This window comes from Streptomyces sp. R302, from assembly GCF_012927245.1.
Taxonomy (GTDB): Bacteria; Actinomycetota; Actinomycetes; order Streptomycetales; family Streptomycetaceae; genus Streptomyces.
Genome location: NZ_JABBGE010000002.1, coordinates 270,866 through 286,419 on the forward strand (window position 1 = coordinate 270,866; position 15,554 = coordinate 286,419).

At 71.7% G+C, this 15,554-nt stretch carries 13 protein-coding genes; all 13 read right to left on the reverse strand.

Going from position 1 to position 15,554, the window contains the following annotated elements; translation table 11 throughout:
• Positions 1–68 precede the first annotated feature (68 nt).
• Complete coding sequence (locus HHL19_RS07140; protein ID WP_169086765.1) at positions 69–1,379, reverse strand: MraY family glycosyltransferase; 1,311 nt, start codon at positions 1,377–1,379, stop codon at positions 69–71.
• 119 nt (positions 1,380–1,498) lie between these two features.
• The gene (gene glyA / locus HHL19_RS07145) at positions 1,499–2,746 is read right to left on the reverse strand and encodes a serine hydroxymethyltransferase (RefSeq protein ID WP_169086767.1); all 1,248 of its coding nucleotides are present in this window, start codon (positions 2,744–2,746) and stop codon (positions 1,499–1,501) included.
• 101 nt (positions 2,747–2,847) lie between these two features.
• Positions 2,848–3,492, reverse strand: a complete 645-nt coding sequence (locus tag HHL19_RS07150) for a protein-tyrosine-phosphatase (protein ID WP_169086769.1) — start codon at positions 3,490–3,492, stop codon at positions 2,848–2,850.
• Positions 3,489–4,136, reverse strand: coding sequence for an L-threonylcarbamoyladenylate synthase (locus HHL19_RS07155; protein WP_169086771.1), 648 nt, complete (start codon positions 4,134–4,136; stop codon positions 3,489–3,491). Before HHL19_RS07155 ends, HHL19_RS07150 begins: the two co-directional genes overlap by 4 nt.
• Positions 4,137–4,176: 40 nt before the next feature.
• On the reverse strand, positions 4,177–5,022 hold the full coding sequence (gene prmC / locus HHL19_RS07160) for a peptide chain release factor N(5)-glutamine methyltransferase (protein WP_169086773.1): 846 nt from the start codon (positions 5,020–5,022) through the stop codon (positions 4,177–4,179).
• Positions 5,023–5,072: 50 nt separating this feature from the next.
• Positions 5,073–6,149 (reverse strand): peptide chain release factor 1, encoded by a 1,077-nt coding sequence (gene prfA / locus HHL19_RS07165; protein WP_169086775.1) that lies wholly within the window; start codon positions 6,147–6,149, stop codon positions 5,073–5,075.
• A 97-nt stretch (positions 6,150–6,246) separates the two neighbouring features.
• Positions 6,247–6,471, reverse strand: a complete 225-nt coding sequence (gene rpmE / locus HHL19_RS07170; RefSeq protein ID WP_169086776.1) for a 50S ribosomal protein L31 — start codon at positions 6,469–6,471, stop codon at positions 6,247–6,249.
• Positions 6,472–6,661: 190 nt separating this feature from the next.
• Positions 6,662–7,759: an LCP family protein gene (locus HHL19_RS07175; RefSeq protein WP_169086778.1), complete on the reverse strand. Its 1,098-nt coding sequence runs from the start codon at positions 7,757–7,759 to the stop codon at positions 6,662–6,664.
• A 220-nt stretch (positions 7,760–7,979) separates the two neighbouring features.
• On the reverse strand, positions 7,980–10,010 hold the full coding sequence (gene rho, locus HHL19_RS07180; protein WP_346768522.1) for a transcription termination factor Rho: 2,031 nt from the start codon (positions 10,008–10,010) through the stop codon (positions 7,980–7,982).
• 427 nt (positions 10,011–10,437) lie between these two features.
• Positions 10,438–11,355 carry a homoserine kinase gene (gene thrB, locus HHL19_RS07185; protein WP_169086780.1) on the reverse strand — a complete coding sequence of 306 codons (918 nt, stop codon included), beginning with the start codon at positions 11,353–11,355 and terminating at the stop codon, positions 10,438–10,440.
• 291 nt (positions 11,356–11,646) lie between these two features.
• Entirely contained in the window at positions 11,647–12,717 is a 1,071-nt protein-coding gene (gene thrC, locus HHL19_RS07190) for a threonine synthase (protein ID WP_169086782.1), read from the reverse strand.
• A gap of 6 nt (positions 12,718–12,723) precedes the next feature.
• On the reverse strand, positions 12,724–14,013 hold the full coding sequence (locus HHL19_RS07195) for a homoserine dehydrogenase (protein WP_169087565.1): 1,290 nt from the start codon (positions 14,011–14,013) through the stop codon (positions 12,724–12,726).
• 148 nt (positions 14,014–14,161) lie between these two features.
• On the reverse strand, positions 14,162–15,553 hold the full coding sequence (lysA, locus tag HHL19_RS07200) for a diaminopimelate decarboxylase (protein WP_169086784.1): 1,392 nt from the start codon (positions 15,551–15,553) through the stop codon (positions 14,162–14,164).
• Position 15,554 lies beyond the last annotated feature (1 nt).

Sequence of the window (15,554 nt, forward strand, 5' to 3'; positions counted from 1 at the left end):
CACCTTGTCTGGTATTGAGCCCAGTTGAGGCTTTCGCCGACCACCGCTGACGCAACGTCACCTCGGCGTCAACTCGGCGTTCCGGCCTTCCTCCGGTCGGAGAAGCGCGAACGGTGACCGATGGCCGTCGAGCCGTGCAGCCCGGCCGGGACCGGCACCCGGTCCTCCTCCGCCGTCGCCCCGTGCTCCGGCTCCGGCTCGACGACCCGCCTCCGGCGCCGGTACCGCGGCGGAACGATGGTCTCCGCCCAGCGGGGCGCCCGCGGCGAGAAGCGCGGCATCAGGAGCAGGACGAGACCGAGGGCGCTCAGCACCGTGATGGCGAGGACGATCCACATCGACGCCGAGTGCACCGAGTACGCGAGCGCCCCGAAAGCGATCAGCGCCGACCAGAAGTACATGATCAGCACGGCCCGGCTGTGCGAGTGGCCGATCTCCAGGAGCCGGTGGTGCAGGTGGCCGCGGTCGGCGGCGAAGGGCGACTGGCCCTTCCAGGTCCGCCGCACGATCGCCAGGACCAGGTCGGTCATCGGGATCGCGATGATGGTCAGCGGCAGGACCAGCGGGATGAAGACGGGCAGGGCCGCGTGGGTCGCCTGCCGGGTCGAGCCCTCGAAGATCTTCAGGGTGTCCGGGTCCACCTGGCCGGTGATCGAGATGGCGGAGGCGGCGAGGATCAGGCCGATCAGCATCGAGCCCGAGTCGCCCATGAAGATCCGCGCCGGGTGCATGTTGTGCGGCAGGAACCCCAGGCACATGCCCATGAGGATCGCGGCGAAGAGGGTCGCGGGGGCGGCCGCCTCGATCGTGTAGCCGTACCAGAGGCGGTACGCGTACAGGAAGAAGGCGCCGGTGGCGATGCAGACCATGCCGGCGGCGAGACCGTCGAGGCCGTCGACGAAGTTGACCGCGTTGATGGTGAGGACGACCAGGGCGACCGTCAGGAGGGTGCCCTGCCACTGGGTCAGCGCGACCGTGCCGACGCCCGGGATCGGCAGCCACAGGATCGTCAGGCCCTGCGCCACCATCACGCCGGCCGAGATCATCTGGGCGCCCAGCTTGATCAGCGCGTCCAGCTCGAACTTGTCGTCCAGGACGCCGATCAGCCAGATCAGGGCCGCGCCGGAGAGCAGCGCGCGGGGCTCGTTCGACTGGTCGAAGACGCTGTTGAGGTTCTGCAGGTGGTCGGCGACGAGCAGGCCGGCGCACAGCCCGAAGAACATGGCGATGCCACCGAGCCGCGGAGTCGGTTCTCGGTGCACGTCGCGCGCGCGGATCTCCGGCATCGCGCCGGTCGCGATGGCGAACTTCCGCACCGGACCGGTCAGCAGATAGGTCACCGCGGCCGTGACACAGAGCGTCAGCAGGTAATCACGCACGGGCTGTCCCCACAGGAATCGCTGGCCATCTCAGCCCCACACCCTAGCCGTGCCGTCCATGTGGTTGGAGACACCCCGGGCCCCGGAACGGTTGCGGGCGCCCCGCGGGCTTCTCCCGCTCACCGTCCATACGGGGGAAACCCGCTGGTCAGCTCCCGTACTTCGGCACGTACCCGAGCCGTTTCCTCCGGTTCGTCGCGCAGCGCCGCGGTGAACAGCCCGGCGATCCTGGCCATCTCCGGGGCGCCCATCCCCTGCGTGGTGACCGCCGCGGTGCCGAGCCGGATGCCGCGCCCGTCCCCGTACGGAAGGGCGCAGGTGTCCAGGACCATGCCGGCGGCGGCGAGCCGGGCGCGGGCGGTGCGGCCGTCGAGGCCCAGCGGGGAGGGGTCGGCGGTGATGAGGTGGGTGTCGGTGCCGCCGGTGGTCAGTGCGAAGCCCTCGGCGGAGAGCGCGGCCGCGAGCACGCGCGCGTGCTCGACCACCCGATGGGCGTACCCGGTGAAGGCCGGGGTGGACGCCTCCCCCAGGGCGACCGCCTTCGCCGCGATGGTGTGCATCTGGGCGCCGCCCTGGGTGAACGGGAAGACCGCCCGGTCGATCCGCGACGCCAGCTCCGCCGTGCACAGCACCATCCCGCCGCGCGGACCGCGCAGCACCTTGTGCGTGGTGGCGCAGACGACGTCGGCGTACGGGACCGGGTTCGGCGCCGCTCCCCCGGCGACGAGTCCGATGGGGTGGGCGGCGTCGGCGATGAGGTACGCCCCGACCTCGTCGGCGACGGCCCGGAAGAGGGCGTAGTCGGGGTGGCGGGGGTAGGAGATGGAGCCGCACACGATCGCGGTTGGCCGGTGGTGGCGGGCGAGCGCGGCGAGCTGCTCGTAGTCGATGAGGCCGGTCTCGGCGTCGACGCCGTACGGGACGAAGTCGAACCAGCGGCCGGAGAAGTTCGCGGGCGAACCGTGCGTGAGGTGCCCGCCATGGTCCAGGCCCATGGCGAGGACCGTGTCACCGGGCCTCAGAAGGGCCGCGTACGCCGCCAGGACGGCCGCGGAGCCCGAGTGGGGCTGGAGGTTGGCGTGCTCGGCTCCGAAGAGCGCGGTGGCCCGTTCCACGGCGATCCGCTCGGCCGCGTCGGCGTACTCGCAGCCGCCGTGGTACCGGGCGCCCGGATACCCCTCGGCGTACTTGTTCGCGAGCGCCGACCCCAGCGTCGCGAGCACCGCGGGCGAGGTGAAGTTCTCCGCCGCGATCAGCTGGAGCGTCTCGGCCTGTCGCCGCGCCTCCCCCGCCAGCACGTCGGCGATCTGCGGATCCTGCCGCCGCAGGACGTCGAGGACCTCATCTGGGGGCGCGCTGACCGACATGGCTGACTCCGGGCCTGGGGGACGTAGCACCAATGTAGGCGCGGGCCCCCGGGCCCGCCCCCGGAGCAGCCCGCACCCGTCGGTCCTTCGCCGCGCCGGCGTCAGCCCTTCGTCGGGACGCCCGTCAGGGCCGTGACGACCGGGTCCAGGGCCTCCTGGATTTCGTCGCCGATGGAGCGGAAGACGGTGATGGGGGCGCCGTAGGGGTCGTTGACCTCGTCCGCTTCGGCGGAGGGGGCGAGGAGCCACCCGCGTAGAGCGGCGGCCGCGCGGACCAGGGCGCGGGCGCGTTCGACCACCCCGTCGCGGGGGTCCGGGAGGGTGGCGGGGTCGATGGCGCGGACCAGGCGGGTGAACTCCTTCAGGGTGAAGGTGCGCAGTCCGGCCGAGTGGCCCATCGAGATGACCTGCGCGCGGTGGTCGCGGGTCGCGGTGAGGACGAGGTCGGCGCGGATGACGTGCTCGTCGAGGAGTTCGCGCCCGACGAAGCCGCTGTGGTCGGCGCCGAAGTCGGCGAGGACCAGCTCCGCGTTGGTCTCCATGGGGGCGCCCTCGTGGCCCCAGGTGCCGGCGCTCTCCACGATGAGGCCCCGGCCGAGCCCGTCGCCGAGGCGCTCGCCCAGGGCGTGGCGGGTCAGCCGCTCGGTGATGGGCGAGCGGCAGACGTTGCCGGTGCTGACGTGGAGGATGCGGAAGGTGGTGTCGTGCTCGTACCCCGCTATGCCACGCCCCTCAGGGGCGGTCAACTGGCCACCTCGAGGTCGGGTACGACCTTCCGGAGCTCCTCCGGTGACAGCGCGCCCTCGCGCAGCAGCACCGGGACCTTGCCCGTGACGTCGACGATGGAGGAGGGGACGTTGCCGGGCGTCGGACCGCCGTCGAGGTAGACGGAGACGGAGTCGCCGAGCATCTGCTGGGCGGCGTCGCAGTCCTCCGGCGCCGGGTGTCCGGAGAGGTTGGCGGAGGAGACGGCCATCGGGCCGACCTCGGTGAGCAGCTCGATGGCGACCGGGTGCAGCGGCATGCGGATGGCGACGGTGCCGCGGGTGTCGCCGAGGTCCCACTGGAGGGACGGCTGGTGGCGGGCGACCAGGGTGAGCGGGCCGGGCCAGAAGGCGTCGACGAGCTCCCACGCGTGCTCGGAGAAGTCGGTGACGAGGCCGTGCAGGGTGTTCGGGGAGCCGATGAGGACGGGGGTGGGCATGCCGCGGCCCCGGCCCTTGGCGGCGAGCAGCTCGGCGACGGCCTCGCTGCCGAAGGCGTCCGCGCCGAGTCCGTACACGGTGTCGGTGGGGAGCACGACGAGCTCGCCGCGGCGCACGGCCGACGCGGCTTCGCGCAGGCCGGTCGCGCGGTCGGTCGCCTCGTTGCAGTCGTATCGGCGTGCCATCAGTCGCGCTCCTCCTCAGTCGTGGTGGTGCGGTGCCGGCTCACGGCATCGCCTTGCGGGCGGTCGCGAAGCGCGGCCGGTTGTTCAGGTCGGGGTGGTCGGCGGCGTCCGCCCAGCCGGCCTCCTCGTTGAAGATCCACGGCACCTGGCCGCCCTGGGTGTCGGCGTGCTCGATGACGACGAGGCCGCCGGGGCGGAGCAGCCGGTGCGCGGTGCGCTCGATGCCGCGGATGGTGTCGAGGCCGTCCTCGCCGGAGAAGAGGGCCATCTCGGGGTCGTGGTCGCGGGCCTCGGGGGCGACGTACTCCCACTCGGTGAGGGGGATGTACGGCGGGTTGGAGATGACCAGGTCGACCTGGCCGTTGAGCTCCGGGAGGGCGGTGAGCGCGTCGCCCTGGTGGACGGTGACGCGGGAGCCGTCGGCGTTCTTGCGGGTCCAGACGAGCGCGTCGTCGGAGAGCTCGACGGCGTGGACGCGCGAGCGCGGCACCTCCTGGGCCATGGCGAGGGCGATGGCGCCGGAGCCGGTGCAGAGGTCGACGATGAGCGGTTCGACGACGTCCATCGCGCGCACGGCGTCTATGGCCCAGCCGACCACGGACTCGGTCTCCGGCCGGGGCACGAAGACCCCGGGGCCGACCTGGAGCTCCAGGTAGCGGAAGAACGCCCGGCCGGTGATGTGCTGGAGGGGTTCGCGCGCCTCGCGGCGGGCGATGGCCTCCCAGTAGCGGGCGTCGAAGTCGGCGTCCTTGACGTTGTGCAGCTCCCCCCGCTTGACGCCGTGCACGAACGCGGCGAGCTCCTCGGCGTCGAAACGCGGTGAGGGAACGCCGGCGTCGGCCAGCCGCTGGGTGGCCTGGGCCACCTCGGCAAGCAGCAGGTTCACGCTGGTCCTCCGTGGTGCGGGGTGGGGCGGGGAGAGGTGCCGCGGGCCGGTCAGGTCGCGGCGAGCTTGGCCGCGGAGTCGGCGTCGACGCAGGCCTGGATGACGGCGTCGAGGTCGCCGTCGAGGACCTGGTCGAGGTTGTACGCCTTGAAGCCGACGCGGTGGTCGGAGAGGCGGTTCTCCGGGAAGTTGTACGTGCGGATCTTCTCGGAGCGGTCGACGGTGCGGACCTGGCTGCGGCGGGCGTCGGCGGCCTCGGCCTCGGCCTTCTCCTGGGCGGCGGCGAGGAGCCGGGAGCGCAGGATGCGCATGGCCTGCTCCTTGTTCTGGAGCTGGCTCTTCTCGTTCTGGCAGGAGGCGACGATGCCGGTCGGCAGGTGGGTGATGCGGACCGCGGAGTCGGTGGTGTTGACCGACTGGCCGCCGGGGCCGGAGGAGCGGTAGACGTCGATGCGCAGGTCGTTGGCGTGGATCTCGACGTCGACCTCCTCGGCCTCGGGGGTGACGAGCACGCCGGCGGCGGAGGTGTGGATGCGGCCCTGCGACTCGGTGGCGGGCACGCGCTGCACGCGGTGGACGCCGCCCTCGTACTTGAGGCGGGCCCAGACGCCCTGGCCGGGCTCGGTGGCGCCGTTGCCGCCCTTGGTCTTCACGGCGACCTGGACGTCCTTGTAGCCGCCGAGCTCGGACTCGGTGGCGTCGATGATCTCGGTCTTCCAGCCGACGCGCTCGGCGTAGCGGAGGTACATCCGGAGCAGATCGCCCGCGAAGAGGGCGGACTCGTCGCCGCCGGCGCCGGCCTTGATCTCCAGGATGACGTCCTTGTCGTCGCTGGGGTCGCGGGGGATCAGCAGGAGGCGGAGCTTCTCGGTGAGCTCCTCGCGCTGCTTCTCCAGCTCCTTGACCTCGGCGGCGAAGTCGGGATCGTCGTGCGCGAACTCGCGCGCGGTCTCGATGTCGTCCCCGGTCTGCTTCCAGGAGCGGTACGTGCCGACGATCGGGGTCAGCTCGGCGTAGCGCTTGTTCAGCTTGCGCGCGTTGGCCTGGTCGGCGTGGACCGACGGGTCGGCGAGCTTCTTCTCAAGGTCGGCGTGCTCGCCGACCAGTTCCTCGACGGCCTCGAACATCTTCGGGCTCCTGGTTTCGTGTGGTGCTACGGGGACGCCAAAGCGCCGGTCCCGGCCGCCCCGCGCGGGGGCGGCCGATGACCGGCGCGGGGGCTCGCTACTTCGCGGCGGAGCCGGCGGCCTTGCCGAAGCGGGCCTCGAAGCGGGCCACGCGGCCGCCGGTGTCGAGGATCTTCTGCTTGCCCGTGTAGAACGGGTGGCACTCGGAGCAGACCTCGGCACGGATGGTGCCCTCGGTCAGGGTGCTGCGGGTGGTGAACGACGCGCCACAGGTGCAGCTGACCTGGGTCTCGACGTACTCGGGGTGGATCTCGCGCTTCAAGGTGTCTCCTAGTTTCGGGAGGGCGCCGGGTCGTCGCCGCGGGTTGCGGCGGACGTGAACCGGGGCCGACGTACCAGTCTGCCAGGACTGGCCGCATCTCCCCAAACCGGGGTGACGGCGGCGGTATTCCCGGCCCCCGGATTCCGGGGCCGGATTCCGGGGGCCGGATTCCGGGGGCCGGATTCCGGGGCTAGCCGATCACGCCCTCGGCCTTGCCGGTGGCGGCGTCCTTCGTGGCGGAGGCGGGGATGGGGCGGTCGGCCCTGAGGGCCTTCCAGACCTGTTCCGCCTGGGCTTCGAGGGGCACGACGCGGTTGAGGTCCCGGGGGTCGTACTCGACGGGCAGCGTGATCATGTGGACGTCCTCGGCGCCGAGCCCGGAGAGGCCCTGGGCGAAGCCCATGAGCTCCTGGACGGAGTCGAGCTCGGAGTCCGGGGTGATGGCCTTGGTGGCGGCGTCGGCGAGGTCGAGGAGCTTCTTGGGGCTGGTGCCCGCCCCGACGTCCTTGACCTGCTCGATGAAGGCCTTCATGAAGGCCTGCTGGAGCTGGATGCGGCCGAGGTCGCTGCCGTCGCCGACGCTCTTGCGGGTGCGGACGAGACCGAGGGACTGCTCGCCGTCGAGGGTGTGGGTGCCGGGCTCCAGGTCGAGGTGGCTCTTGGAGTCCTTGATGGCCCGGGTGGTGGTGATCTCGACGCCGCCGAGGGTGTCGATGAGCTTCTTGAAGCCGGTGAAGTCGACCTCGACGTAGTGGTCCATGCGGATCCCGGAGAGGGACTCGACGGTCTTGACGGCGCAGGCAGGGCCGCCGACCTCGTACGCGGTGTTGAACATGGCGCGGCTCCGGCCGGCGACCTCGTTGCCCTGCCCGTCGGTGCAGGCGGGGCGGTCGACGAGGGTGTCGCGGGGTATGGAGACGACGCTGGCCTTCTTGTGGCCCTCGTAGACGTGGAGGACCATCGCGGTGTCGGAGCGGGCGCCGCCCTCGTCCTTGCCGTAGGCGCCGTTGTCGCCGGAGCGGGAGTCGGAGCCGAGGACGAGGATGTCCATGGAGCCGTCGTCGACGTTCTTGGGGCGGTCGGTGCCCAGCTGGGCGTTGATGTCGACGCCCTGGAGGTTGCCGTCGAGCTTGAGGTACACGTAGCCGAGTCCGGCGCCGGCCAGGACGAGCACGGCGGTGGCGCCGGACACGGCTATGGCGATCCGGCGGCGGCGTGTGGCGGTCGGTTTGCGGCGGCGTCCGGTGGCGCCTCCGCGTGCGCGCCCGCTGTTGTTCTGCTCGGTCATCGTCTTCCCTCGGGCCTATGGTTCACCTTTTGTGACGGCGAAGCATCCGAAAGGGTTGCACGGCGTTCTGTGAGGTTTCGATGAGCGAGCTGTCGACAACGCACTGTGCCCACCGCTCGGGGAGCGGTGGGCACAGTGTTCGCGCAGGTCACGAACGGGTCACAAGGTCGGCGCCCTGTTCCCGCGGTGTGACGAGGGTCTCCCCCCGCCACCGACGGCGTCAGTCGTTGTTGGCGCCCGGCGTCGTCTTCTGGATCTGCAGCAGGAACTCGGCGTTCGACTTCGTCTGCTTGAGCTTGTCCAGGAGCAGCTCGATGGCCTGCTGCTGGTCGAGCGCGTGCAGCACGCGGCGGAGCTTCCAGGTGATGGCGAGCTCGTCGCTGCCGAGGAGGATCTCCTCCTTGCGGGTGCCCGAGGCGTCGACGTCGACGGCGGGGAAGATCCGCTTGTCGGCGAGCTTCCGGTCGAGCTTGAGCTCCATGTTGCCGGTGCCCTTGAACTCCTCGAAGATCACCTCGTCCATGCGCGAGCCGGTGTCGACCAGCGCGGTGGCCAGGATGGTCAGCGAGCCGCCGTCCTCGATGTTGCGCGCGGCACCGAAGAAGCGCTTCGGCGGGTAGAGCGCGGTCGAGTCGACACCACCGGACAGGATGCGGCCGGAGGCGGGCGCCGCGAGGTTGTACGCGCGGCCCAGACGGGTGATGGAGTCCAGCAGGACGACCACGTCGTGACCCAGCTCGACGAGGCGCTTGGCGCGCTCGATGGCCAGCTCGGCGACGGTGGTGTGGTCCTCGGCCGGGCGGTCGAAGGTCGAGGAGATGACCTCGCCCTTCACCGACCGCTGCATGTCGGTGACCTCTTCCGGACGCTCGTCGACCAGGACGACCATCAGGTGGCACTCGGGGTTGTTGTGGGTGATCGCGTTGGCGATCGCCTGCATGATCATGGTCTTGCCGGTCTTCGGCGGGGCCACGATCAGACCGCGCTGGCCCTTGCCGATCGGCGACACGAGGTCGATGATCCGCGTGGTCAGCACGCCCGGGTCGGACTCCAGACGGAGCCGGTCCTGGGGGTACAGCGGGGTCAGCTTGTTGAACTCGGGGCGGCCGCGGCCGGAGTCCGGCGCCATGCCGTTGGTCGAGTCGAGGCGGACCAGCGCGTTGAACTTCTCGCGGCGCTCGCCCTCCTTCGGCTGGCGGACCGCGCCGGTGAGGTGGTCGCCCTTGCGCAGACCGCTCTTGCGGACCTGGGCGAGGGAGACGTACACGTCGTTCGGACCGGGCAGGTAGCCGGAGGTCCGGATGAACGCGTAGTTGTCGAGGATGTCCAGGATGCCCGCGACGGGGATCAGGACGTCGTCGTCGGAGACCTGCGGCTCGCCGGCGGCGAACTCGTCGCGCCCGCGACGGCCACGGCGGTCGCGGTAGCGGCCGCGACGGCCACGGCGGCCGCCCTCGAAGTCGTCGTCGTCGTCCTGCGGGGCGCCGCCCTGCGGACGCTGGCCCTGACCCTGCTGCTGGCCCTGGCCCTGGCGCTGCTGGTCCTTGCGCTGGCCGCCGCCCTGCTCCTTGTCGTCGCCCTTGCCGCGCTCGCGCTGGCGGTCACGACGGTCCCGGCGGTCACGGCGGGTGCGGCCCTCGGCGCCGTCGACGGCGGCCTCGGCCTTCTCGCCCTGCTGCTCGCCCTTGACCTCGGTACGCGCCTCGGCACGCGCCTCGGTACGGGCCTCGGTCTTCACGGCCTGCGCGCCCTCGGCACCCTCCGGCGAACCGGCGGGGGCGGTGGCACGACGGCGGCGGCGCTCGCCGGCCGGCTGCTCGTCGCCCTGGTCGGCACCGTTGGACTTCGACGGCTGGCCCGGGATGTCGATCTGCTGCTGGGCGGGGGCCGGCTCGGCCTTCTCCGCCTTCGGCTCGGCGGCCTCGGCGGACTCGCCCGTACGGGCCTTGGAGGTGGCGCGGCGCTTCGGCTTGGTCTCGGCGGCGGCCTCGGTCTTGGCGGGGGCGGCGGAGCCGGAACCGGCCTGCGCCTCCTTGATGACCTCGATCAGCTGGCTCTTGCGCATGCGCGCGGTGCCCCTGATGCCGAGGCCGGACGCGACCTGCTGCAGCTCGGCCAGGACCATGCCCTCGAGGCCGGTGCCGGAGCGGCGGCGCCGTGCGGTGCCGCTGCCGGCGGCACCTGCGGCGGGCGCGGCGGCGTCGACAGTGCTGTCGGCAGGCACGCCCATCAGATCGGTGGTGTCGCTCACGAAGGGTCCTTCCCTGGAGCGGACGTCGGCCCTGTGGCTCGGCGACCGGTTGTGCTGTCCGGCAGGGTCCTGGTTGGTGGACCGTGTCCGGGGCGGTGGTCCCGCCGGGATGCGGCGAGAGAGAGGAAACGTGCTGTGGGTCCGGCCCGAGCGCCCCCTGCTCGGCCCTCGCATGGAATGAGCGAGGGGTGTCGTGCCGGTTCCGGAGCGTGCTCGAAACTGCTCAGGCAGGCTGCTCAGGCAGTTGGGGAGGCTCCCGGAAGAATGTGTGGTCCCTGAGGGGACACTCCGCACCGCTCCACAAAGAGGTCGGGTGCAGACTTGAGGTTAACACTACCGGCTCCAACAAACATTCCCCCTCTCACTCACCGGCAATCGCGTGTTCAGGACGCTGCCCGGCGTCCTTGGCACCGCCCGCCGCCGCGCCTCAGGGCGCCAGCGGCAGCACGCTCGCTCCGGGCGCGTCGAGGTCGAGCCTGTTCGCGGCCCACCCCTCGCCCGCGAGCAGGGCGACCTTGTCGGCGGTCTTCCCGTCGGCCAGCGCGAGGACCGTGGGCCCCGCGCCGGAGATGACGGCGGGCACGCCGTCGGCCCGCAGCCGGTTCACAAGTGAGATGCTCTCCGGCATCGCGGGGGCCCGGTACTCCTGGTGCAGGCGGTCCTCGGTGGCCGCGAGCAGCAGCTCGGGGCGGCGGGTCAGGGCCTCGACGAGGAGGGCGGCGCGCCCGGCGTTGGCGGCGGCGTCCACGTGCGGGACGGTGCGCGGCAGCAGACCGCGGGCGGTCTCGGTCAGCACCGGCTTCCCGGGGACGAAAACCACCGGAACGATGGAATCCGAGGGATCCATCCTGATCGCCCGCGCGGCGCCGGACTCGGTCCAGGCGAGGGTGAAGCCGCCGAGCAGACAGGCGGCGACGTTGTCGGGGTGGCCCTCGATCTCGGTGGCCAGCTCCAGGAGGGCGGCCTCGTCGAGCTTGCTGTCCCCGCCTATGGTCACGGCGCGGGCGGCGACGATGCCGGCGCAGATGGCGGCGGAGGAGGAGCCGAGGCCGCGGCCGTGCGGGATGCGGTTGGCGCAGACGACCTCCAGGCCGCGCGGCTGCCCGCCGAGCAGGTCGAAGGCGGTGCGCAGGGAGCGTACGAGGAGGTGTCTCTCGTCGCGCGGGAGCGTCTCGGCGCCCTCTCCGGCGATGTCGACGTGCAGCCCGGAGTCGGCGACCCGGACGACGACGTCGTCGTAGAGGCCCAGCGACAGGCCGAAGGCGTCGAAGCCCGGGCCGAGGTTGGCGCTGGTGGCGGGGACGCGCACCCGTACGGCGGCGGCGCGGAACGCGGGACCGGCCATCGCTCGATGACTCTCCTTGACTGCGGCGACGTGGTGTTCAAGAGAAGTGCTGGGGAACCCGGAGTACCGTTTCGGCCGTTTCGGCCGCGAGGAGGCGACAACGGCAACGGCACCACGCATATGCGTCGCGTCTGCGTCGCGGCGGGTTCGGTACAGCCTATCCAAGGAAGGTTCTGCGGCGACATAGGGCGCACAGGAGGCGCACGATGCGTGTCGCGCGCCAACCTGTGCATCTATGTAGGTTCCTGATCGGGTTTCGTCCGATCAGGAACCGACGCGGCCTCGACCGTTTCAGGCCAGTCCGAGCCGCTGCGCGGCGGTCGCGGCGTCCACCGGGACGGTGACCGGCTGCGGGGCGCCGGCGACGGCCCAGTCGGGGTCCTTCAGGCCGTTTCCGGTCACGGTGCAGACGATCCGCTGGCCCGGGTCGACCTTGCCCTGCTCGGCGGCCTTCAGCAGGCCGGCGACCGAGGCGGCCGAGGCGGGCTCCACGAAGACGCCCTCCTGCGCGGCCAACAGACGGTAGGCGCGCAGGATCTCACGGTCCGTCACCTCGTCGATGAAGCCGCCCGACTCGTCGCGCGCGGCGATCGCGTAGTCCCAGGAGGCCGGGTTGCCGATGCGGATCGCGGTGGCGATGGTGGAGGGGTCCTTGACGACCTCGCCGCGCACCAGGGGGGCCGAACCGGAGGCCTGGAAGCCCCACATGCGCGGGCGGCGGGTGGCGAGCCCGTCCTCGGCGTACTCGCGGTACCCCTTCCAGTACGCGGTGATGTTGCCCGCGTTGCCCACCGGGAGGACGTGGATGTCGGGCGCGTCGCCCAGCATGTCCACGATCTCGAACGCGGCGGTCTTCTGGCCCTCGATGCGGACCGGGTTGACCGAATTGACCAGCGCGACCGGGTAGTTGTCGGACAGCGCGCGGGCCAGGTCCAGGCAGTCGTCGAAGTTGCCGTCCACCTGGAGGATCTTCGCGCCGTGCACGAGTGCCTGGCCCATCTTGCCGAGCGCGATCTTGCCCTGGGGCACCAGGACCGCGGAGACCATCCCGGCCCGCACCGCGTACGCGGCGGCGGAGGCGGAGGTGTTGCCGGTGGAGGCGCAGATGACCGCCTTGGCGCCCTCCTCCTTCGCCCGGGTGATGGCCATGGTCATGCCCCGGTCCTTGAAGGAACCGGTGGGGTTGGCGCCCTCGACCTTGAGGTGCACCTCGCAGCCCGTGCGCTCGGAGAGGACCTGGGCGGGGACGAGCGGCGTACCGCCCTCACGGAGCGTGACGACCGGCGTCGTGTCCGTGACCGGAAGGCGGTCCCGGTACTCCTCGATGATGCCGCGCCACTGGTGGGTGCCCTGGTTGGTCATGGGTCCTTACTCCCCTTCAACACGCATGATGCTGGCGACACCGCGCACGGTGTCGAGCTTGCGCAGCGCCTCGACCGTCCCGGAGAGGGCGGCGTCGGCCGCGCGGTGGGTGACGACGACGAGCGATGCCTCGCCGTCCTTGCCCTGCTGGCGCACGGTATCGATCGATACGCCGTGCTCGGCGAAGACCGTCGCGACCTGGGCGAGGACGCCCGGCTTGTCGGCCACGTCGAGACTGATGTGGTACCGCGTCACCACGTCGCCCATGGGGCTCACGGGCAGCTGGGTGTACGCGGACTCGCCGGGGCCCGTCGCCTCGTTGAGACGGTTGCGGCAGACGGCGACGACGTCGCCGAGAACGGCCGAGGCGGTCGGCGCGCCGCCCGCCCCCGGACCGTAGAACATGAGCTGCCCGGCGGCCTCCGCCTCGACGAAGACCGCGTTGTACGCCTCGCGGACGGAGGCCAGCGGGTGGCTCAGCGGGATCATCGCGGGGTGCACGCGCGCGGTGACGGACTCGCCGTCGGCGGCCCGCTCGCAGATCGCGAGCAGCTTGATGGTGCAGCCCATCTCCTTGGCGGAGGCGAAGTCGGCGGCGGTGACCTCGGTCATGCCCTCGCGGTAGACGTCGTCGAGGCGCACGCGCGTGTGGAAGGCGATTCCGGCGAGGATGGCGGCCTTGGCGGCGGCGTCGAAGCCCTCGACGTCGGCGGTCGGGTCGGCCTCGGCGTATCCGAGCGCGGTGGCCTCGTCCAGGGCCTCCTGGTAGCCGGCGCCGGTCGAGTCCATCTTGTCGAGGATGAAGTTCGTGGTGCCGTTGACGATGCCCATGACGCGGTTGATCTTGTCGCCGGCGAGGGACTCGCGCAGCGGGCGGATCAGCGGGATCGCGCCGGCGACGGCGGCCTCGTAGTACAGGTCCTGCCCGTGCCGCTGGGCGGAGGCGTACAGGGTCGCGCCGTCCTGGGCGAGCAGCGCCTTGTTGGCGGAGACCACGGAGGCGCCGTGCTCGAAGGCGGTGGTGATGAGGGTGCGGGCCGGCTCGATCCCGCCGATGACCTCGACGACGACGTCGATGTCCCCGCGTTTGACCAGGGCGGTGGCGTCGGTGGTGATCAGCGCCGGGTCGACGCCGCCGCGGACCTTGTCGGGCCGGCGGACGGCGACACCGGCGAGCTCGACCGGCGCGCCGATGCGCGCGGCGAGGTCGTCGGCGTGCGTCGTCATGATGCGCGCCACCTCGGAGCCGACAACTCCACAGCCCAGCAGCGCCACCTTCAGCGGACGCGTACGCATCATCCGACCTCGTTTCTCGTACTTCTGATTCGTATCTCTACGGTTCTTGCGGTTCTCGCGGGGATGAGAACAAGTCTCACTCACCGGACGGAGGATTCCGCCGCCCGTCCGGATCCTGAGACATCGATTCCACCACCCGACTATTTCATCAGCCGACGTCGAGACGCAGGAGATCTTCCTCCGTCTCGCGGCGGACGATGACCCTCGCTTCGCCGTCCCGGACCGCCACCACGGGCGGCCGGAGGGCGTGGTTGTAGTTGCTCGCCATGGAGCGGCAGTAGGCGCCGGTGGCCGGCACGGCGATCAGGTCTCCGGGCGCCAGGTCGGCGGGGAGGAAGGCGTCGCGGACGACGATGTCGCCGCTCTCGCAGTGCTTGCCGACGACGCGGGAGAGCATCGGCTCGGCGTCGCTGACGCGGGAGACCAGGCTGACGCTGTACTCGGCGTCGTACAGGGCGGTACGGATGTTGTCCGACATGCCGCCGTCGACGCTCACGTACGTGCGCAGCCCGTCGAGCGGCTTGATCGTGCCGACCCGGTACAGCGTGAACGCGGTCGGCCCGACGATGGCGCGCCCGGGTTCGACCGAGATCCGCGGGGTCCGCAGCCCGGCGGCCTCGCACTCCCGCGTCACGATCTCGCCGAGCGCCTTGGCGATCTCGTGCGGCTCGCGCGGGTCGTCCTCGGAGGTGTACGCGATGCCGAGGCCGCCGCCGAGGTCGATCTCGGGCAGCTCGACGCCGTGCTCGTCGCGCACCTCGGCGAGGAGCTGGACGACGCGGCGGGCCGAGACCTCGAAGCCGGCCATGTCGAAGATCTGCGAGCCGATGTGCGAGTGGATGCCGATGAGCTCCAGGCCGTCGAGCTTCAGCGCCCGGCGCACGGCCTCGGCGGCCTGCCCGCCGGCGAGCGCGATGCCGAACTTCTGGTCCTCGTGGGCGGTGGCGATGAACTCGTGCGTGTGCGCCTCCACACCCACGGTCACCCGGATCTGCACCCGCTGCCGCTTGCCGAGGGACTGGGCGATGTGCGCGACCCGGACGATCTCCTGGAAGGAGTCGAGGACGATCCGCCCGACGCCGACCTCGACGGCCCGCCGGATCTCCTCCTCGCTCTTGTTGTTGCCGTGGAAGGCGATCCGCTCGGCGGGCATGCCGGCGGAGAGCGCGGTGGCGAGCTCGCCGCCGGAGCAGACGTCGAGGTTGAGCCCCTCCTCGTGCAGCCAGCGGACGATCGCGCGGGAGAGGAAGGCCTTGCCGGCGTAGAAGACGTCGGCCTCGGTGCCGAAGGCCTCGGCCCAGGCGCGGCAGCGGGCGCGGAAGTCGGTCTCGTCGAGGAAGTACGCGGGGGTCCCGAACTCCTCGGCGAGATCGGTGACGCGCAGCCCGCCGATGGTCGCGACGCCCTGCCCGTCCCGCTCGACGGTCCGCGCCCACACCTTGGTGTCGAGCGTGTTCAGGTCGGCGGGCGGGGCGGTGTAGTGGCCCTCGGGGAGGACGTCGGCGTGGCGGGGGCCTGCGGGGTGGGCGGAACGGCTCATG